The organism is Variovorax boronicumulans, assembly GCF_040544675.1.
Classification (GTDB): domain Bacteria; phylum Pseudomonadota; class Gammaproteobacteria; order Burkholderiales; family Burkholderiaceae_C; genus Variovorax; species Variovorax boronicumulans_D.
On the sequence record NZ_JBEPKK010000013.1, the window covers coordinates 134557 to 152836 of the forward strand.

Below are 18280 nucleotides of genomic sequence, written 5' to 3' on the forward strand. Positions count from 1 at the left end.
CCCTCAGGCGGTGAGCGCCGCTTTCATTTGATCCAGGCGTGCACGCACGGACGTGTCGAGCACCTCGTCGCCGACCACGGCACGAATGCCGCCGATGAGGGTTTCATCGATTTCCAGACGCAGCTTCAGCTTGCGCCCGAAACGCTTCTCGAGGGCTGCGCCCACGTCCTTCAGCGCTGCATCGTCGATGGGAAAGGCGCTGTAGACCACGGCGTCGAACGCTCCGGCACGCGCGTTGCAAAGAAGGCGGAACTGGGCCGCCACCTCGGGCAATGCGGTCAGCCGGCCGTTTTCGATGATCGCGCGCAGGAAATTGCGCCCCGCCTCGGGAAGCGGTTGAGGCACAAGGCCTGCCGTCAGGTCGATGACCTGATCGTCGGGAACCTTCGGATTGGCCGCGAATGCGAGCAACTGGTCATTGGCCGCGATGGCCGCCAGCTGGTCCAACCAGCCGGCCGCGCCTTCAAGGTCCTTCGAAGAGGCCTTGAAGAGCGCTTCCGCATAAGGACGGGCGATGGTCGCTAGTTCGGCCATGTCGTCCTCAGAGCTCGGTCTTCAGGCGCTGGAGCAGATCGGCATGGACGCCAGCGTCGACTTCCTTGCGGAGAATCTGCTCGGCACCCTTGACGGCCAGCGCGGCCACCTGCTCGCGCAGGGCCTCGCGGGCATGTACGGACTGCTGTTCGGCTTCGGCGTGCGCGGCGGCCACGATCTTGTTGGCCTCCTCGGTTGCACGGCCCTTGGCCTCTTCGACGATTTGCTGGGCGCGGCGCTCGGCATCGGCCAGGCGATTGGTGGTCTCGTTACGAGATTGCACCAATTCCTGCTCGACGCGCTGGTTGGCGGAAGCGAGTTCAGCCTTGGCCTTCTCGGCGGCCGCCAGGCCCGCGGCGATCTTTTGTGCACGTTCGTCCAGCGCCTTGGCGATGGGCGGCCACACGAATTTCATCGTGAACAGCACCAGCAACAAGAAGACGATGGCCTGAACGAACAGGGTCGCGTTGATACTCACGGCAACACCTTTCTGGAGTGGCGTTGAACGGGCTTACTTGGGCAGGTTGGCCAGGAAGGTCGCGGCGAACGGATTGGCGAACGCGAACAGCAGAGCGATGGCCACGCCGATCAGGAATGCGGCGTCGATCAGACCGGCCAAGATGAACATCTTGGTTTGCAGGTCGTTCATGAGTTCGGGTTGACGGGCCGACGATTCCAGGAACTTGCCACCCATCAGGGCGATGCCGATGGACGCACCGATGGCGCCAAGACCGACGATCAGACCACAAGCGAGAGCGACGAGACCGAGAATGTTTTCCATGATGACTCCTTAGGACAGATTGAAAGCGAACGAAAAGAAAAAGGGGAACTCAATGCGCCTCATGCGCCTGGCCCAGATAAATCAGGGTCAGCATCATGAAGATGAACGCCTGCAGCGTGATCACCAGAATATGGAAGATCGCCCAGACGAGCCCGGCAATCACGTGCCCGACGGGCAGCAGGACACCGGAGAACGAGGCCGCCATGGCGCCGCCCATGAGAGCGATGAGCATGAAGACCAGCTCGCCTGCATACATGTTGCCGAACAACCGCATGCCGTGCGAAACCGTCTTGGCCAAGTACTCGATGACCTGCATCAGCAGGTTGATGGGCCACAACACGGGATGGGCACCGAAAGGAGCAGTGATCAGCTCGTGGCCCCAGCCGCCCAGGCCCTTGACCTTGATGCTGTAGAAGAGGCACAGGAGCAGCACGGAAGTCGACAGACCGAGCGTGGTCGAGAGATCCGCCGTGGGCACGACGCGCATGTACGCGTGGTGCGGGTCGTGGCCCATGGCCTGGAACGCCGCAGCCCAGATGGAGGGCAGCAGGTCGACAGGCAGCATGTCCATCGCATTCAGGAGGAAGATCCAGACGAACACCGTGAGTGCGAGGGGCGCAATGAACTTGCGGCTCTGCGCGTTGTGGATGTTCGACTTGGCCTGGTTGTCGACCATTTCGACCAGCATCTCGACGGCAGCCTGGAAGCGGCCCGGCACGCCGGGCGTGGCCTTGCGCGCCGCAAGCCACAACACGAAACAGCCCAGCACGCCGCAAAGCAGCGCATAGAGGACCGAGTCGAGGTTGATGACGTTGAAGTCAACAATGGCGGTCTGGACCACGGGCTTGAAGCTCCAGTCCACTTGCCAGTGCTGGAGGTGGTGAACGATGTATTCACTCGCGGTCGGGGCGTGTCCTTCAGCGGCCATCTTTCAGCTTCTCTTTTCCAAACAGTCCATTCCGTTTCAACCAACCGGGCCGCACCATGAGTGCCACCCAGTACATTTTCATGGCGATCACCACGCCAGCCAGCAGCGCCAGCCATACGAGACCCCCGATCAGCCACGGTGCGGCCGCAAGCAGGGCCACAGTCAACGCGATCTTGATCGACTCCCATACAAAGAACCTCAACATGGCAGCTTGCGTTGCCATGCCCGGCCTTTGACGAACCCCGCGTGCAAACAATGCCGCAGGAATCGCCACCGCCATCGCCCCGTAAAAGGCCGACACGGCAGCCACTGGCCGCCCAACCCATATCCAAGCCACACATGCGACAAGCAAACCCGCAGCCACCTGGGCACCAATGACCCACCAGGGCGACATCTCGGGGTTTTGCTTGCGCAACTGCGCGGCTTCTTCAGCCGTCAGCAGCTTGAAATCGATTTCTTCGGCATCAGTTGCGGGAACGTGGGCGTTTGTTGTCATTTGAATTGCCGTCCACGCCGTCTCCGCAGAATTTCACAAAGCCATTGATTATAAGTAAAAACCCAGGCGATCCCAGCATCGCGGGGCACGCCGTGTGCGTCAGGCGCCGAAAGTTCGCGCCGTCCATAATTTGCGGATGGACTATATCTCCCCCGCGCTGCCCGATTCGCAGTGCTATCTCGACGGCAATTTCGTCCCGTTGCGGGACGCCAAGGTCAGCGTGCTGGACCGCGGCTTCATCTTCGGCGACGGCATCTACGAGGTGATTCCCGTCTACGGCGGCCAGCCCTTCTGCTTCGAGGAGCACATGGCACGCCTCGATCGCTCGCTCGCCGAGTTGCAGATCGTCAATCCGCTCTACCTCGCGCAATGGCGCGACATCGTGATGCGCTTGATCGCGCCGGGCGGCGCCGCGCCCCAGGCCGTCTACTTCCAGATCACCCGCGGCGTGGCACCGCGCGACCACGCCATGATCAAGGGCCTCGCGCCCACGGTTTTCGTGATGGTGAACCCGCTCCCGCCCGTGTCCGAAGCGGTGCGCGACAAGGGCGTGGCCTGCGTCAGCGCGGACGACTTTCGCTGGGAAAAGGCCCACATCAAGAGCACCAGCCTGCTGGGCGCGGTGCTCTCGCGGCAGATCAGCGTGGAGGCCGGCGCGGCCGACACCGTCATGTTCCGCGGCGAGTGGCTCAGCGAAGCTTCTTCGAGCAATGTGTGGATCGTGAAGGACGGCGTTCTCATCGGCCCGCCCAAGGACAACCTCGTGCTCACCGGCATCCGCTACGGCCTGCTCGAGCGTCTGTGCCGCGATGGCGGCATTCCCTTCGCCCTGCGCCGCGTTTCGCGCGACGAAGTGTTCGCCGCCGACGAGCTCATGCTCTCCTCGGCCAGCAAGGAAGTGCTGCCTGTCGTGACGCTGGACGGCATGCCCATTGGCAACGGCCGACCCGGCCCCATCTACAAGAGCTTGTATGCGGCCTACCAGGAGGCCAAGCAACGCAACGCCGAGACGCAAGAAGGAGCCACGACATGACCGAGAACACGAACACCGCCGACGAAATCAACACGCCGATTCCCGATCCGCGCAAGGAATCGCTGATCGAGTACCCCTCGCAGTTCCCGATCAAGGTGATGGGCGCCAAGACCGACGGCCTGGTGCACGCCATCACGCAGATCGCTGAGCAGTTCGATCCGACCTTCGACGCCACCACCGTCGAGCTGCGCGACAGCAAGGCGGGCAACTACCTGGGCGTGACGATCACCGTCACCGCGACCAGCCGCGAGCAGCTCGACGACCTCTATCGCGCGCTGTCGGGGCATCCGTCGGTCAAGGTCGTGCTCTGAGGCATCGACGATGACGACGGTCGCCGAACGCCAGCCGGGCACCGCCATCGCGCTGCAATGGCTGGGGCGCGCCGACTACGCCGGCACCTACGCCGCCATGAAGCAGTTCACGCTGGAGCGAACCCCGGACATGCCGGATGCGCTCTGGATCTGCGAGCACGCACCGGTCTTCACGCAGGGCATCGCCGGCAAGCAGGACCATGTGCTCAACCCCGGCGAGATTCCCATCGTGCAAACAGACCGCGGCGGCCAGGTCACCTTCCACGGCCCGGGCCAGGTGGTGGCGTACCCGCTGATCGACCTGCGCCGCGCCGGCTACTTCGTCAAGGAATACGTCTACCGCATCGAAGAGTCGGTGCTGCGCACGCTGGCCCACTTCGGCGTGACCGGCCACCGCGTGCCGGGCGCGCCGGGCATCTACGTGCGGCTGGACGATCCGTTCTCGCACGCCGCGCTCACTGGCCCGCTGCCCGCCAGCGACCCGTTCCGGGGCCTCGGCAAGATCGCCGCATTGGGCATCAAGGTGAGCCGCCACGCCACCTACCACGGCGTGGCGCTCAACGTCGACATGGACCTCGAACCCTTCTCGCGCATCAACCCTTGCGGCTACGCGGGGCTGCAGACGGTCGACCTTTCTACAATCGGCATCCACACCACATGGGAAGAAGCTGCCCGGGTCCTGAGCCGCAAACTCACCACCTACCTGGCGCCCTAGCAATCCAATGAGCACCACCGAAGTCGTCCGCGACGCGCAAAGCGCCGAAAACTACAACCCGCTGGCCAAGCAGAAGGCCGCGGCCAAGCTCTCGCGCATCCCCGTCAAGGTGGTGCAGACCGGCGAAGTGCTCAAGAAGCCGGAGTGGATCCGCGTGAAGGCGGGCAGCCCCACCACGCGCTTCTACGAAATCAAGCAGATCCTGCGCGAGAGCAACCTGCACACCGTCTGCGAAGAAGCCTCGTGCCCGAACATCGGCGAATGCTTCGGCAACGGCACGGCCACCTTCATGATCATGGGCGACAAGTGCACCCGCCGCTGCCCGTTCTGCGACGTGGGCCACGGCCGCCCCGACCCGCTGGACAAGGACGAGCCGCTCAACCTCGCCAAGACCATCGCCAAGCTGCGCCTGAAGTACGTGGTGATCACCAGCGTGGACCGCGACGACCTGCGCGACGGCGGCAGCCGGCACTTCGTGGATTGCATCACCCACATCCGCGAGCTCTCGCCGATGACGCAGATCGAAATTCTGGTGCCCGACTTCCGCGGCCGCGACGACCGCGCCCTCGAAATCCTCAAGGCCGCGCCGCCGGACGTGATGAACCACAACCTGGAAACCGCGCCGCGCCTCTACAAGGAAGCGCGCCCCGGCAGCGACTACCAGTTCAGCCTCAACCTGCTCAAGAAGTTCAAGGCGCTGCATCCGAAGGTGCCGACCAAGAGCGGCATCATGGTGGGCCTGGGCGAAACCGACGAAGAGATCCTGCAGGTCATGCGCGACATGCGCGCGCATGACATCGACATGCTGACCATCGGCCAGTACCTGTCGCCGTCGGGTTCGCATCTGCCGGTGCGCCGCTACGTGCATCCCGACACCTTCAAGATGTTCGAGGAAGAGGCCTACAAGATGGGCTTCAGCCATGCGGCCGTGGGCGCCATGGTGCGATCGAGCTACCACGCCGACCAGCAGGCCCACTCGGCCCAGCAGGCGCAGGCCGCGGGCGGCTGAGCGAGCCCCCGATCAAGCAAAGCAAGAAGGCCCGTCGAGGGCCTTTTTGCTTTGCGACTTAGGACCGGCACATCGCGTTGGCCAGCCATGCCGAGGTGTAGCCGGAGGTTCCGCACGCCGAGAGCGTCGCCAAGGTGCTGGCTGGAAGCGAGGGCTCCGCTATCCTGCCGGCTGCCAAAGACGAAGGACCGACGCCCTCATGAACCCCGCCTTTCAAGCCGCCATGGCACGCGAATTCGGCGCCATCGCCGACCTGGTTCGCCTGCACGCCCAGCACACCCCCGGCCACGCCGCGCTGGCCGATGCGCAGCACACGCTGACCTACGGCGCGCTCGACGCGCTGATGGACCGCATCGCGGCCAGCCTGCAGCGCGACGGCCTCCGAGCCGGCGATGCCGTCGCGGTCTGCGCGTCGTCGTCGGTGAACTACGCGGCGGTATTCCTGGGCGCCTTGCGCGCGGGCGTGGCCGTGGCACCGCTGGCGCCCGGCTCCACGCCGGCCAGCCTGGCCCGCATGATCGAAGACGCCGACGCGCGCATCCTTTTCACCGATGCATCGGCGGCCGAGGTGATCGGCCCCGCCAGGGACGGCGGCATCCCGCGGGTCGCGCTCGATGGCTCCGCGGTCGGCGGCAGCCTGGCGCACTGGCTCGCACCGGCCGGCGCGCAGCCCACGCCTGTCGACACGCAGCCGTCGTGGCCCTTCAACATCATCTATTCGTCGGGCACCACCGGCGAGCCCAAGGGCATCGTGCAAGGGCACGGCATGCGCTGGGCCCACGTGCAGCGCGGCGCCAAGTACGAATACAGCGCCGACACCGTCGCGCTGCTGTCCACGCCGCTCTACTCCAACACCACGCTGGTGGTGTTCTTCCCGACCATCGCCTTCGGCGGCTGCGTGGTGCTCATGCCCAAGTTCGATGCCGGCGGCTACCTGCAGCTGGCCGAGCAGCGCCGCGTGACGCACACGATGCTGGTGCCGGTGCAATACCAGCGGCTGATGGCGCACCCGCGCTTCGACGCGCACGACCTCTCGTCGTTCCGCTTCAAGTTCAGCACCAGCGCGCCCTTCAACGCGGCGCTCAAGGCCGATGTGCTCCAGCGCTGGCCCGGGGGCCTGATCGAGTTCTACGGCATGACCGAGGGCGGCGGCACCTGCATCCTGGAGGCGCACCTGCATCCGACCAAGCTGCACACCGTGGGCCAGCCGGCCGAGGGCAGCGACATCCGCCTGATCGACGAGGAGGGCCACGAGCTCCCGCGCCACGACACCGAGACGGCCGGCGAGGTGGTGGGCCATTCGGCCGGCATGATGACCGGCTACCACCGCCAGCCCGCCAAGACGCGCGAGGCCGAATGGTTCGACGCCGCCGGCAAGCGCTTCATCCGCACCGGCGACGTGGGCCGCTTCGATGCCGACGGCTTCCTCACGCTGTTCGACCGCAAGAAGGACATGATCATCAGCGGCGGCTTCAACATCTACCCGAGCGACCTGGAAGCCGTGCTGCGCGGCCATGCGGCGGTGGCGGACGTGGCCGTGGTCGGCGTGCCCTCCGAGCAATGGGGCGAGACGCCGGTGGCCTTCGTGGTGCGCCGTGAAGGCGACGCCACCACCGAAGACGCGGTGCTGCAATGGACCAACGACCAGCTCGGCAAGACCCAGCGGCTGGCGCGCCTTCACTTCATCGCCGAGCTGCCGCGCAGCGCGATCGGCAAGGTGCTCAAGCGCGAGCTGCGGGAACAGGTGCTGCGAGAACGCGCCTCCGGCTGACGCGGCACGGCCTGAACCATGAGGCGCAGGGCGTGCTGGCATTGTTCGCGGCGGCAATGCCCGAAACTCGCCGTCATGGCCGCCCGCCAGCCGGCGAGCCGGCCGCCTCCGTACTGACCTCCGCCGCTTCATGACCAAAGACACCGCGCCCGCCCTGCCCGCTTCTTCATCCGACGACGCATCCTCCCCGCACGAAGGCGGCGGCAACGGCCTCTTGTGGGTGCTGGTCGCCGTGGCCGTCGCGTTCGCCTTCCTGCGCCCGCGCGCCCCCATGGACTGGCTCCGGCTGGTCGACTGGCAGACCGTGGGCGCGCTCGCCGGCCTGCTGGCGATCACGCAGGGCGTGGAAAAAAGCGGCATGCTGCAGGCCACCGCCCAGCGCCTGCTCGCGCGCACGCACGACCAGCGCAGCCTGGCCCTGCTGCTGACGGCGAGCGCGGCGCTGCTGTCGGCGCTGGTCACCAACGACGTGAGCCTGTTCCTGCTGGTGCCGCTCACCCGGGTGCTGGCCAACCAGGCGCACCTGCCGCTCGCGCGGCTGGTGGTGTTGCAGGCGCTGGCGGTCAACGCGGGCTCCGCGCTCACGCCCATCGGCAATCCGCAGAACCTGTACCTCTGGCACCGCTCCGGCGAGAGCTTCTTCGGCTTCATGGGAATGATGGGGCCGACGGTGGCGGTGATGCTGTTCTGGCTTTTCGTGGCGGTGTGGCTGCTGGTGCCGCGCACGCCCATCGCGCTCAAGCCCGCGAGCGAAGCGGCGGCGGTGCAGCCGCGCCTGCTGGCGCTGGCGGGCGTGCTGTTCGTGGGCTTCGTCGTCGCGCTCGACCGGCACTGGCTGCTGGCGGGCCTGGGCGTGGTGTTCGGCGTGTTCCTGGTGACGTACCCGCGCGTGCTGCGCGGCATCGACTGGGCGCTGCTCGCGATCATCGCGCTGATGTTCGTGGACCTGCGGCAGCTGGCCGAGCTGCCCGCCGTCACCGCGCTGCTCGGCCACTGGCCGATCACCGAGGGATGGCGCGCCTACCTCGCGGCCATCGTCACTTCGCAGTTCATCAGCAACGTGCCGGCGGCGATTCTGCTGGACAGCCATGTGCGCGACCTGCCCGCGCTGGCGGCCGGGGTGAGCGTGGGCGGCTTCGGCTGCGTGCTGGGCTCGCTGGCCAACCTGATCGCGCTGCGCCTGGCGAAGCTGCCCAACGGGCTGCGCGAATTCCATCGCATCAGCATTCCCTTTCTGCTCGTGTGCGCGGCGTCCGCAGTGCTGCTGCGGCTCGGCTGATTGCTGTCTCCCCCGCTCCATAACCACTCTCACAAAGGAACTCCCTCATGCCGCATCCCCAGGAAACCATCGACATCTGGTCCGTCGAAGGCCGCTTCCAGCACCTCGTCTACAGCCCGAAGGGCGGTATCGAGGGCGTGCTCATCGACACCGACGGCATCGCCACGCAGTTCGTGTTCGACCGCCACGACGAGGCCGCGGCCGCCGCCTTCGCCGGCCTGCGCCCGGGCCAGGCGCTGGTGATCGAAGGGGCCGAACAGGGTCCTTCGCCGAAGGGCACCGATCGCGACGCGGCGCACACCGTCTACCAGTTCGAACGGCTGGTGTCGGTCGATGGCCTGGCACCGGCGGATACGCCGGCAGGCCAGCAGATCGCCGGCACCGTGGTGCGCCTGAACTACGCGCGGCACGGCGAAGCCAACGGCGTGGTGCTGGACACCGGCGACTTCGTCCACACGAAGCCGGACGGCTTCGTACGCCTGGGGCTGAAGGTCGGCGACAAAGTGCTTGCCGAGGGCCGCACCCAGGCGCTGTCGACCGGCGGCGGGCGCGTGGTCGAGGCGGTCCGGGTCAATGGCCGGCGCGTCGAGGAGCGCCAAGAGGCCTGATTCAGCGACGCGCGCGGCTTGCGGCCTGGCGCGGGCAGCGCGGACAATCCCCGGCAGCCATGCCCATCACCCCCGCCCTTTCGCTGCGCGACTACGGCCCTTCGCGCGGCAGCCATGCGCACGACCACTTCCAGGTGCTGATCGGCCTGCGCGGCAGGCTCGACATCGAAGTGGAGGGCCGCGGTGCCGGCATCGGCGTCGGGCAGGCGCAGGTGGTCGCGCCGGGCGACCGGCATGACTTCGAGGCGCGCGGCCAGGGCAGCCTGTGCCTGGTGCTGGACACCGCACACGCGCCGTGGGCCCGCTGTGCCGAGCGCGCAGCGGCCGACGCGCCGCAACTGCATGCGCTGGCGCGGTATCTGGCGCATTGCATCGGGCAGCCGCAGCAATCCGCGCTCGCGCTCCGGCAGGGCCCCGCGCTGCTGCTGGAGGCATGGCGCCCGGCGCCTTCATCGGCGGAGGCGCGCCGTCGCCGCATCGACTGGCAGGCGCTGGAAGCATGGGCGCGGGCGCGGTGGCACGAGCCCCTGGCCGTCGCCGATCTGGCCGAGGTGGCCTGCCTGAGCGCGAGCCAGTTCGCGCAGCGCTGCCGCGAGGAGCAAGGTGTGAGCGCGATGCACTGGCTTCGCACGCTGCGGCTTGCGCATGCGCGCGAGCTGCGGCTGGGCGGCCTGAGCGTGGCGGAGACGGCGCGGCGCACGGGCTACCGCTCGCCGTCGGCGCTGACCGCGGCGCTGCGGCGCTGACTTTGTTCTTCTCCCTCCCCCGCTGGGGGAGGGTGGGGTGGGGGCACGCGGCGCCTCGAACAAGCGCAGCACTCCATCGAAGGCCTGCCCCCATCCCCGCCTTCCCCCAGCGGGGGAAGGAGCAACGCCAAGACCGGCGGCTTGCGACGACGCACCGGCATTGCGCGACGACGGGCTGGCTTAGGCTCGAGCGCCATGTCCTCCACCGTCTACGCCCTTGTCGCCATCGCGCTCTGGGCCACGCTCGCCTCGCTGGGCACCGCCCTTTCGCACCTGCCGCCCTTTCTGCTGACCGGCCTGGCACTGATCATCGGCAGCGTGCCCAGCTGGCCGCTGGTGCTGCGCGACCGCGCGGCCTGGAAGGTGCCGCCGCGCACGCTGGCGCTCGGCGTGTACGGCCTGTTCGGCTTTCACTTTCTGCTGTTCATTGCGCTGCGGCACGCACCGCCGGTCGAGGCCAATCTCGTCAACTACCTCTGGCCACTCTTCATGGTGGTACTGGCGCCGGTGCTGCTGCCGGGGGTGTCGCTGCGGCCGTTGCATGTGATCGCGGCGCTGCTGGGGTTCGCGGGCGCGGCCATGGCGATCCTGGGCGCGCGCGGCGGCGCGGCGCCGTCCGCGGACACGTCCACCCCATCCACCGCATTCATGGCGTACTGGGGCTTCCTGCCGGCGCTGGGCTCGGCTTTCATCTGGGCAAGTTACTCGCTGTGGACGAAGCGGGTGCCGGCATTTCCGACCTCGGCCATCGGGCTCTTCGGGCTGGTGTCGGGCGCGCTGTCGCTGGTCTGCCATGCGCTGTTGGAGCCTTCGACGGCGCTGGGCGCGCGCGACTGGCTGCTGGTCGCGTTGTGCGGCCTCGGTCCGCTGGGCGCGGCCTTCTTCGTCTGGGACATGGCGCTCAAGCGCGGAGATGCGCGGCAGATCGGCATCCTGAGCTACATCACGCCGCTGGCATCGACCGCGCTGCTGCTGCTCGTCACCGGCCGGCCGCTGACCTGGACCATCGTGCTCGCGGCCTTGCTCATCATCTCGGCCGCCGTCATGGGCTCGCGTGCACGATGAATCAGGCGGTATCCGACGAGCCCGGCGACTTTTTGTGGCTAGAGTGGAGCCTCAGGAAAAAAAGGAGCCACATCCATGCACGACAAGAACAAGAACGAGGATTTCGAGATCACACCCAAGCTGGTGTTCGACCTGAACCTGGCGCTGTATCTCGACCTGGTGGCCGCGCTGGAAAGCGCGGGCGCCCTCACCTATCGCCAGATGGCGGCACGGGTGCTCAATGTCAGCATGGACGCGCGCGCCGACGGCGAGGTCGGCCTGTCGACGGTACTCGAAGGCGTCGCCAAGGGCTTTGCGGGCCAGAGCGACGGCCTGTCGATCGAACTGCTGAAGGCGGCACGCGGCCTGCGGGAGGATGACGCGATGGGCGATATTCCGATGCGGCCGGCCGACTGACTCCCCCTATTTGTAGTCGAGCGTGAAGGTGGCCTTGCCGTCGGCGCGGCCTGCCTTTATTTCGTCGCTGGTCTGGTAATAGCGCGCGGTGTAGGGCAGCACGTAGTCGCCGTCCTTCGACGGGCCCACCTCAACCTCGTCACCAAACCTGACCGGCTCTTTCTTGCCGTCGATCCTCCGGGTCACCTGGATGCCGACGCCGCCTGCAGTGGCCGTACCGGCCTGCGTGATCCGCAGAACGCCTTGCTCGTTCGATGGGTCCGGCGTCGCATCCATACGCAGGTAGACGGTATTGCGCACGCCTATGCCGGCCTTGCACTTGAGCGTGATATTGAAATCGCGCTCGGCCGTCACGGTGCCGCGACCCTTGAAATTGCTCTTCGGGACTTTCCCGAACTGCACTGGGATATTGCGCGAGCCCGTGTCCACCGTGCAGGAGGGCGTGATGATGGTGATCGCATTGGCGCTCAGGAAAGTGGTCAGGACCGACATACCGTCTTCGATCAGGTACTCTGTGTAAGTACCCTCGGCCAACGCTCCGCTGCCCGTGACGGCGGCCGTTTTGTACACCTCCACCCGGAATGCGGCCATCGGGTCGAAATCGCTATCGCTCTCGAGCGTCAAGACATGCGGATAGTAGGTTTTTTCCCACTCGCTGATGGTGCGAAGCAGCCGGATACCGATACCGGGTACGTTGGTGGAATACAGCTTCTCAAGGCCCGGGAAGTTCAGATCTTGCCCCTGTTTCATCACGCCGCGAGCAACGCCGCCGTAGGGGCATTTCACAGCGGACAGAGGCCCTCCCGTGGTGTTGATCTTGAAGTCTTTCTCACGCAGCTTTTGACCAACGACGGCGTCATGGGGCACGAGGATCGATCCCATGACCATGTTGATCGTGATGGGGGAAAAACCCGGCCACAGTGTGCAAATGGCCCACGCGTCCTGTGCACAGAACAAGAGCGCGGCGGCGGGGAACAGCCAACGCATCGCATTTCTTTTCATTGATCGACTCCCATGATGATTGGCCGCGTTCTTCCGGATCGCGCCGCGTCCAAGGTATTCGCCGCAGGCGCCGGCGCCAGTGCGGACGTCGAGCACCGACCCGTCAACTCGCGGATCGGTGGCGGATTCTTTTCATCGGGCAGGCTGTAGGGCACGACGCACTGGTCGGCCGTGTCCTGACCCCACCGCACCGTGAGCTGTCCGCTGTCGGCCGCGCCGCTCACGAAAGCCTGACCGTCGGGACCGACGATACCGACCTCCTGACCCGCCTCGTTCTCGATCTTCGAACCCAGCGGCAGCGCCCGCCCCTTGCCGTCGGTCAACACCATCAGCAGGCGAAAGCCCACCGAAGTCTCGAACTTCGCGACCACGACGGCGCCACGCGTGGGCACCAGCTCGGTGGCGGCATTCTTTACTTCGACCGTGTCCCCCAGGTCGCCGGTGCGCAGCGCCAGGCGATTCAGGCGGTAAGGCGTGAGATTGGGAATGACCGCGTTGCCAGCCCAGTCGGTCGCCACGCCGGGCTGCGACTCAAAGCCCACGCCTGAGGCCTTGGGCGCCTGCACCAGCGCAACGGTTTCGCCGAGCGCCTGGGACATCGTGATGCCGTCGGCGTGCATCAGCACGCCTCCCGACATGCCGAAGGTGCTCTGGCCGTAGCCGCGGCCCTTCGAATGGCCGATGTCGAAGCGACCGACCGGCGACAGGTAACTGGCGCTTGCGCTGCCGCTGCTGCCGCCGTTCTGGTTGGCAGCGCCGGCCGTCATGTTGTAGGTCAGGCGGCTGTCGTCGAAGGCCGAGCCGTAGACGCTGGCCTGCTGGTTGATGCGACCCATGTCGTCGCGGTTGAGCGAGTACATCGCGCTGGCGCGTGTGTCGCCCAGCGGAATGCTCAGCGTGAACATCACCTGCCGCACGGCCGATCGACTCAGGCTGGAGGAGTGGTTGTAGAAGACGCTGTAGCCGAGTTGCTTGTAGCTGCCCGAGTAACCCAGCTGCACCAGCCGGTCCTTCGCACCGGTGCCCCAGTAGCTTTGCTGGCGTGCGGACGCGAACACCGTGCCCAGGTCGCCGATCTGCTGCGAAACCTCGAAGCGCACTTCGTTGCGGCGGCTGTTGAACGACTCGAAGGGCCGCAGGTCCTGCATTTGCACCGCTTCCTGGAAGGTGCGGTAGCCACTGGTCGAGTAACGGTAGCCCGCCACGCGGAAGTTGGTGCCGGAGGCGATGAACGACTTCGAATAGAGAAAGCGCACCGACTGGCCGTCGTAGGTGTTCACGCTGTTGGCCGGCGTACGGTCCGTCGTGCGCGCGCTCGACAAGTCGAACGACACGGCACCGAAGTCGCGCAGGTTCTTGCCCATGCCCACGAGGAGCGACTGGTACATGTTCGCCATCAGCACACCGCCGTAAAGCGAGAACTCGCTGCCGAGCCCGCGCGCGAGCGTTGCCTGCATGAAGGCGGGTTGCGAGAGCGACGACCGGATGCCGAGCACGCTGCCGCCGTCGTGGTCGTTTCGGTACTTGCCGACCGTGGCCGAATAGCGCCAGGAGCCTTCGCGCAGCAGTGTGGGCACGGCCGAGAAGGCCTGCGTGTACCTGGTCTGGCGGCCATCGGCTTCGGCAATGGTCACCTCGATGTCGCCGCTCGACGAGGTGGGATACAGGTCGTCGATGATGAACGGCCCGGGCGCCACGAAGGTGCTGTAGATGACGTAGCCGTTCTGGCGCACGGTGACGCGCGCGTTGGTCTGCGCCACGCCGCGGATGGTGGGTGCGTAGCCCTGCTGACTGTCCGGCAGCATCGCGTCATCGGACGAGAGCTGCACGCCGCGAAACGGCAGGCTGTCGAAGAAGCTGCCCGGCGTGTTGCCGTCACCGATCAGGAGTTGGCCGTTGATCGAAGCCAGATCGCGCTGCGCGTAAGTATTGATGCCCTGCCAGCGGCTCTTGCCGTCGATGCCGCGGTTGTAGGTTGAGAAGTGGCGAAAGCGCCAGTCGCCGTAATTGAAACCGGCGCGCAGGCCCGCGAACAGGGTGTTGCGCTGCAGGCGCCTGTCGCGCTCGGCAAAAGGGTTGCCGTCGAACACGTTCTGCGGGGACGCGAACGTGTTCACGTCGTTGCGATAGTTATTGCCGCTGTAGCGCGCGAAGTTGACCTGGTAGTCCAGCATGCCGGCGGTGATGCCCTTGTCCCATTTCTCGGGACCGACCGCGCCCCGCGCCGAGCGCTTGAGCGCCGCCTGCGGAATGCTCACGAACAGGCGCTGCTTGCCGGCGTCGTAGGTCACGGCCGCATCGGGGATGACCTGGGTCAGCTCGATGCAGGCCTCCTCCGCGGCACCCGACAGTTCAGGAAACACCGTCACGTTGACGCCCCATGCATCGAGCATGCCGCGCGTGAGGCAGGGTTCGGCATCGTTCTTGCCGTCTTTGGCGGCGAAGCGGATCTCGGCCTGCCCCGCGCCGCGCTCGTTGAGCGACACGTCGACCATGTACTTGCCCGCGAGCACGCGGTTGCCGAAGGAAAAGAGCGAGAGGTCCGCATGCGGCTGGTCGCCGCCGATGCTCAGGAATTCCTCGTTGAAGCTGGAGCCGGCCGACGGCTGCGGCTTCTCCTGCGCGTGGCCGGGCGCGCCGAGCGCACCCAGCAGGGCCGCGCACACGGTCAGCCGGAACGGCGCGCGAAGAGCGGATGAACGGCGCATGGCGATTCGTCTCTTGCGTCTCAGCGCCTGGCGCCGTCGATGGAAGGCGCGGGCGGAACCAGCTCGGCCTTCACAGCCACCGGTTCGGCGCCTGCGGGAACCTGCACCCGCTCTTCGGGCGTCTCTCCGCCGTAGTCGTTGATCGTGGTGTAGTTGACCTGGATCGCCTGCGGCGTCTTGACCGCGTCCAGTGGGTAGTTTGTTTCGCCGAACGGCGGCAGCATGTCGGCGTTGATCAGCTGCTGGCCGCTGTTGATGTTCAGCGCAGTGAAGGTCACGTGATAGGGCGTCGGGTTGCTCACCTTCAGCAGCGCGCCCTGCCCTTCGGCGCCCGCGCTCACCGCCCACTTGAGCCGGCCACGCGCTTCATCGGACTTGCCCGCCAGCTTCGAAGGCCGGTAGAAAAGCTTGATGCGGCTGCGCACTGCAATCTGCAAAACGTTCTCTTCCTTCGACTTCTCCGGGATTTCCTTGACGTTGAGCCAGAACACCGACTCGCGGTCGGCCGGCAGCTCGCCGGCCACGCGCATGATGCGCAGGATGTTTTCCATGCCCGGGTCGAGCCGCGACAAAGGCGGCGTGACGAGCAGCGGTGTTTTGTTCTTGCCTTCACCGGCATCGATCCAGGCCTGAACCACGTAAGGCGAGGTGCCGCCGTTCTTGATCGGAATAGAGGCTTCGCGATCCCTCTCGCCGAGGATCACGCGTGTACCGCCAAGCGATACGCCCGCAACGGCCGGCCATTGAAGACCCAGCATCAGCAGGATGGCGAAAGCCCAACAGAAGCGATGGTTGCTGCACATAGAAAAGTCCTCATGGCGGGTCAGACGCAAGAAAGAACATGCGCACCCGCCACTCGGCGCCCCGAGAGGCACCGTAAAAAAAAGGCGAAAGAAGAAAAGCCGGTGCCGGCGGGACGCGGAGGTCCGGGCACGGCACAGGCCTGAATGGCATCCGGCCCACACGAAGCGGTGAGCGCTTCACGCTGGCCGAGGAAATGCCGGGGGCGCTACTTACTTGTAGGCAATCGTGAATTGAGCGATCGCGTTGGCCGGGCCGACCGTCACTTTGTCCTTGGTGGCGACGTACGCCGCCTGGAATTTCAGCGAGTTGTCACCCTCGCTCAGTGCGTAGTCCTTGGATGGCGATCCCAAGTCGATCTTTGTGCCGCTCGAATCGCCGAGTTCGATGGCGACGCCGGTGGCGAAGCCGCCGCTCACCTCACCCGCGCCAACGCGCAGGGCGGTCTTCACATCGGCATCGGCCGCGCCGTCGAACTTGACCTTCGCGTTCTTGATGGTGGTGGTGTCACAGCCCAGCAGATCGATGCTGAACTTGGCGGGGGTGGACTTCTTGCCGACCTGGGCCTTTCCGCCGACGGTGCCTTCGAACCATTTGCTCGCGACCTTGCCGAGCGGCACGATCAGGTTCTGGCTGTTGGGCGACACGGAGCAAGCGTCCGCAGTGATTTCACCGTTGAAATTGATGGTCCCGTCAGCGGCGAAAGCGCCTTGCGACACGGCGCCGGCCACGGCCAGTGCTGCGAACTTGACGAGTACAGACTTCTTCATTTTTTGCGTTCCCTAGGAATTGAATGAACTGAGATTGCGACTGCCTGAATGCAGGGCGGCCGCAGTTTAGTTATTCAAAGACGCAAGAAGATGTTGCTTTATCGCCAGTTAACAGTAGTTGACATTGTTATTGGGTCGATTGTGAAATACGCCCAAATGCAAAAAAGCATACCTATTCGGCGACCTGCAGCACGAGCTTGCCGAAGTTTTCACCGCTGAACAGCCGATTGAGCGCTTCAGGAAAGGTATCGAGCCCTGAAACCACGTCTTCCTTGCTCTTCATGCGGCCATCCTTCAGGTATCCGGCGAGTTCTGCGATGGCGATGGGGTATCGGTCGGCGTAGTCGAACACCACGATGCCTTCCATGCGCGCACGGTTGACCAGCAGGCTCAGGTAGTTGCGCGGACCGGCGCCCGGCATGCTGTTGGCGTTGTTGTACTGGCTGATGGCGCCGCAGATGATGATGCGGGCCTTGCGCGCCAGCTTGGCCAGCACCTGGTCGAGGATTTCACCGCCCACGTTGTCGAAGTAGATGTCCACGCCCTTGGGGCAGTGTTCCTTCAGGCCCGCGCGCACCGCGCCCTCGCCGGCCTTGTAGTCGATGCAGGCGTCGAAGCCCAGCTCCTTGACCACCCATTCGCACTTGGCCGCGCCGCCGGCGATGCCGACCACGCGGCAGCCCTTGAGCTTGGCCAGCTGGCCCACCGTTTGCCCCACGGCGCCGGCCGCGCCCGACACCACCACGGTTTCGCCGGCCTTGGGCTGGCCCACGTCCATGAGGCCGAAGTAGCCGGTCATGCCCGGCATGCCGAGCACGTTGAGCCATTGGCCGATGGTGCCGACGTTCAGGTCGATCTTGACCAGGCCGTTGCGCTTGAGCTGGTCCTCGGGGATCAGGATGTATTCCTGCACGCCCAGCGTGCCGTAGACGGTGTCGCCCACCGCGAACTGCGGGTTCTTCGAGGCGATGACGCGGCCGACGCCGCCTGCCCGCATCACCTCGTCGATGGCCACGGGCGCGATGTAGCTCTTGGCGTCGTTGAGCCAGCCGCGCATCGCGGGGTCCAGCGACAGCGACAGCGTCTTGACCAGCACGCCGCCCTCGGCCGGCTCGCCGACCGGCTCGGTGGTGAACTTCCAGTTCTCGCGGGTGGCCGTGCCCTCGGGGCGCTTGGCGAGGCGGACCTGGTGGTTGGTGAGTGGGCTGCTCATGGGGAGTCTCCTTGATTGACTGGCGCTGGCCGGGCCGGCCGACTGGCTGGAGGCGCATCGTAGCCGCGCACCCCGAGCGCCCTGGTAGCGCAGGCGACAGCGCCCCACACCCCG

The 18280-nt window shown here is 66.0% G+C and carries 20 protein-coding genes; 10 read left to right on the top strand and 10 right to left on the bottom strand.

The genetic code is table 11. The annotated features are described in order from the left end of the window. Positions 1-3: 3 nt before the first annotated feature. Genes ABIC90_RS21380 through ABIC90_RS21400 form a run of 5 tightly spaced genes read right to left on the bottom strand, consistent with a single transcriptional unit; the run spans position 4 to position 2739 of the window. On the bottom strand, positions 4-534 hold the full coding sequence (locus ABIC90_RS21380) for a F0F1 ATP synthase subunit delta (RefSeq protein WP_354357624.1): 531 nt from the start codon (positions 532-534) through the stop codon (positions 4-6). A gap of 7 nt (positions 535-541) precedes the next feature. Then, positions 542-1012 (bottom strand): F0F1 ATP synthase subunit B, encoded by a 471-nt coding sequence (locus ABIC90_RS21385; RefSeq protein WP_013543868.1) that lies wholly within the window; start codon positions 1010-1012, stop codon positions 542-544. Between the two features lie 33 nt (positions 1013-1045). Continuing rightward, complete coding sequence (atpE, locus tag ABIC90_RS21390; protein ID WP_013543869.1) at positions 1046-1315, bottom strand: F0F1 ATP synthase subunit C; 270 nt, start codon at positions 1313-1315, stop codon at positions 1046-1048. 49 nt (positions 1316-1364) lie between these two features. Then, positions 1365-2243 (bottom strand): F0F1 ATP synthase subunit A, encoded by an 879-nt coding sequence (gene atpB, locus ABIC90_RS21395; protein WP_013543870.1) that lies wholly within the window; start codon positions 2241-2243, stop codon positions 1365-1367. Further along, on the bottom strand, positions 2233-2739 hold the full coding sequence (locus ABIC90_RS21400; RefSeq protein WP_354357627.1) for an ATP synthase subunit I: 507 nt from the start codon (positions 2737-2739) through the stop codon (positions 2233-2235). Before ABIC90_RS21400 ends, atpB begins: the two co-directional genes overlap by 11 nt. A 136-nt stretch (positions 2740-2875) precedes the next feature. On the opposite strand from ABIC90_RS21400, the gene ABIC90_RS21405 reads away from it, so the two are divergent. The 10 genes from ABIC90_RS21405 (at position 2876) to ABIC90_RS21450 (ending at position 11672) form a co-directional block, all read left to right on the top strand. Further along, complete coding sequence (locus ABIC90_RS21405; RefSeq protein ID WP_354357629.1) at positions 2876-3772, top strand: D-amino acid aminotransferase; 897 nt, start codon at positions 2876-2878, stop codon at positions 3770-3772. Next, entirely contained in the window at positions 3769-4083 is a 315-nt protein-coding gene (locus ABIC90_RS21410; protein ID WP_354357631.1) for a YbeD family protein, read from the top strand. The genes ABIC90_RS21405 and ABIC90_RS21410 overlap by 4 nt, the downstream gene beginning before the upstream one ends. Positions 4084-4093: 10 nt before the next feature. Next, positions 4094-4798: a lipoyl(octanoyl) transferase LipB gene (gene lipB, locus ABIC90_RS21415; protein ID WP_354357633.1), complete on the top strand. Its 705-nt coding sequence runs from the start codon at positions 4094-4096 to the stop codon at positions 4796-4798. A gap of 7 nt (positions 4799-4805) precedes the next feature. Beyond that, the gene (gene lipA, locus ABIC90_RS21420) at positions 4806-5807 is read left to right on the top strand and encodes a lipoyl synthase (RefSeq protein ID WP_354357635.1); all 1002 of its coding nucleotides are present in this window, start codon (positions 4806-4808) and stop codon (positions 5805-5807) included. A gap of 223 nt (positions 5808-6030) precedes the next feature. Then, positions 6031-7578 (top strand): class I adenylate-forming enzyme family protein, encoded by a 1548-nt coding sequence (locus ABIC90_RS21425; RefSeq protein WP_354357702.1) that lies wholly within the window; start codon positions 6031-6033, stop codon positions 7576-7578. A gap of 130 nt (positions 7579-7708) precedes the next feature. Then, entirely contained in the window at positions 7709-8857 is a 1149-nt protein-coding gene (locus tag ABIC90_RS21430) for an SLC13 family permease (protein ID WP_354357637.1), read from the top strand. 47 nt (positions 8858-8904) lie between these two features. Next, entirely contained in the window at positions 8905-9465 is a 561-nt protein-coding gene (locus ABIC90_RS21435) for a hypothetical protein (RefSeq protein ID WP_354357639.1), read from the top strand. Between the two features lie 59 nt (positions 9466-9524). Further along, positions 9525-10211, top strand: a complete 687-nt coding sequence (locus ABIC90_RS21440; protein WP_354357641.1) for an AraC family transcriptional regulator — start codon at positions 9525-9527, stop codon at positions 10209-10211. A gap of 195 nt (positions 10212-10406) precedes the next feature. Beyond that, positions 10407-11276, top strand: a complete 870-nt coding sequence (locus ABIC90_RS21445) for a DMT family transporter (protein ID WP_354357643.1) — start codon at positions 10407-10409, stop codon at positions 11274-11276. Between the two features lie 75 nt (positions 11277-11351). Continuing rightward, on the top strand, positions 11352-11672 hold the full coding sequence (locus ABIC90_RS21450) for a hypothetical protein (RefSeq protein WP_354357645.1): 321 nt from the start codon (positions 11352-11354) through the stop codon (positions 11670-11672). Positions 11673-11678: 6 nt separating this feature from the next. Here ABIC90_RS21450 and ABIC90_RS21455 read toward each other — a convergent pair whose 3' ends face one another. From ABIC90_RS21455 to ABIC90_RS21475, 5 genes are all read right to left on the bottom strand, one after another. After that, positions 11679-12674, bottom strand: coding sequence for a fimbrial protein (locus ABIC90_RS21455; RefSeq protein WP_354357647.1), 996 nt, complete (start codon positions 12672-12674; stop codon positions 11679-11681). Next, positions 12671-15382 carry a fimbria/pilus outer membrane usher protein gene (locus ABIC90_RS21460; RefSeq protein WP_354357649.1) on the bottom strand — a complete coding sequence of 904 codons (2712 nt, stop codon included), beginning with the start codon at positions 15380-15382 and terminating at the stop codon, positions 12671-12673. Before ABIC90_RS21460 ends, ABIC90_RS21455 begins: the two co-directional genes overlap by 4 nt. 20 nt (positions 15383-15402) lie before the next feature. Beyond that, positions 15403-16185 (bottom strand): fimbrial biogenesis chaperone, encoded by a 783-nt coding sequence (locus ABIC90_RS21465; RefSeq protein ID WP_354357651.1) that lies wholly within the window; start codon positions 16183-16185, stop codon positions 15403-15405. Positions 16186-16395: 210 nt separating this feature from the next. Further along, positions 16396-16953 (bottom strand): fimbrial protein, encoded by a 558-nt coding sequence (locus tag ABIC90_RS21470; RefSeq protein ID WP_354357653.1) that lies wholly within the window; start codon positions 16951-16953, stop codon positions 16396-16398. A gap of 172 nt (positions 16954-17125) precedes the next feature. Next, a complete protein-coding gene (locus ABIC90_RS21475) occupies positions 17126-18166 on the bottom strand; it encodes an NADP-dependent oxidoreductase (RefSeq protein ID WP_354357655.1) in 1041 nt (346 codons plus the stop codon). Positions 18167-18280: the final 114 nt, after the last annotated feature.

Coding starts and splice junctions, on each gene's coding strand:
- ABIC90_RS21380 (WP_354357624.1), bottom strand. CDS start 534: ATGGCCGAACTAGCGACCATCGCCCGTCCTTATGCGGAAGCGCTCTTC.
- atpE (WP_013543869.1), bottom strand. CDS start 1,315: ATGGAAAACATTCTCGGTCTCGTCGCTCTCGCTTGTGGTCTGATCGTC.
- atpB (WP_013543870.1), bottom strand. CDS start 2,243: ATGGCCGCTGAAGGACACGCCCCGACCGCGAGTGAATACATCGTTCAC.
- ABIC90_RS21400 (WP_354357627.1), bottom strand. CDS start 2,739: ATGACAACAAACGCCCACGTTCCCGCAACTGATGCCGAAGAAATCGAT.
- ABIC90_RS21405 (WP_354357629.1), top strand. CDS start 2,876: ATGGACTATATCTCCCCCGCGCTGCCCGATTCGCAGTGCTATCTCGAC.
- ABIC90_RS21410 (WP_354357631.1), top strand. CDS start 3,769: ATGACCGAGAACACGAACACCGCCGACGAAATCAACACGCCGATTCCC.
- lipB (WP_354357633.1), top strand. CDS start 4,094: ATGACGACGGTCGCCGAACGCCAGCCGGGCACCGCCATCGCGCTGCAA.
- lipA (WP_354357635.1), top strand. CDS start 4,806: ATGAGCACCACCGAAGTCGTCCGCGACGCGCAAAGCGCCGAAAACTAC.
- ABIC90_RS21425 (WP_354357702.1), top strand. CDS start 6,031: ATGGCACGCGAATTCGGCGCCATCGCCGACCTGGTTCGCCTGCACGCC.
- ABIC90_RS21430 (WP_354357637.1), top strand. CDS start 7,709: ATGACCAAAGACACCGCGCCCGCCCTGCCCGCTTCTTCATCCGACGAC.
- ABIC90_RS21435 (WP_354357639.1), top strand. CDS start 8,905: ATGCCGCATCCCCAGGAAACCATCGACATCTGGTCCGTCGAAGGCCGC.
- ABIC90_RS21440 (WP_354357641.1), top strand. CDS start 9,525: ATGCCCATCACCCCCGCCCTTTCGCTGCGCGACTACGGCCCTTCGCGC.
- ABIC90_RS21445 (WP_354357643.1), top strand. CDS start 10,407: ATGTCCTCCACCGTCTACGCCCTTGTCGCCATCGCGCTCTGGGCCACG.
- ABIC90_RS21450 (WP_354357645.1), top strand. CDS start 11,352: ATGCACGACAAGAACAAGAACGAGGATTTCGAGATCACACCCAAGCTG.
- ABIC90_RS21455 (WP_354357647.1), bottom strand. CDS start 12,674: ATGAAAAGAAATGCGATGCGTTGGCTGTTCCCCGCCGCCGCGCTCTTG.
- ABIC90_RS21460 (WP_354357649.1), bottom strand. CDS start 15,382: ATGCGCCGTTCATCCGCTCTTCGCGCGCCGTTCCGGCTGACCGTGTGC.
- ABIC90_RS21465 (WP_354357651.1), bottom strand. CDS start 16,185: ATGTGCAGCAACCATCGCTTCTGTTGGGCTTTCGCCATCCTGCTGATG.
- ABIC90_RS21470 (WP_354357653.1), bottom strand. CDS start 16,953: ATGAAGAAGTCTGTACTCGTCAAGTTCGCAGCACTGGCCGTGGCCGGC.
- ABIC90_RS21475 (WP_354357655.1), bottom strand. CDS start 18,166: ATGAGCAGCCCACTCACCAACCACCAGGTCCGCCTCGCCAAGCGCCCC.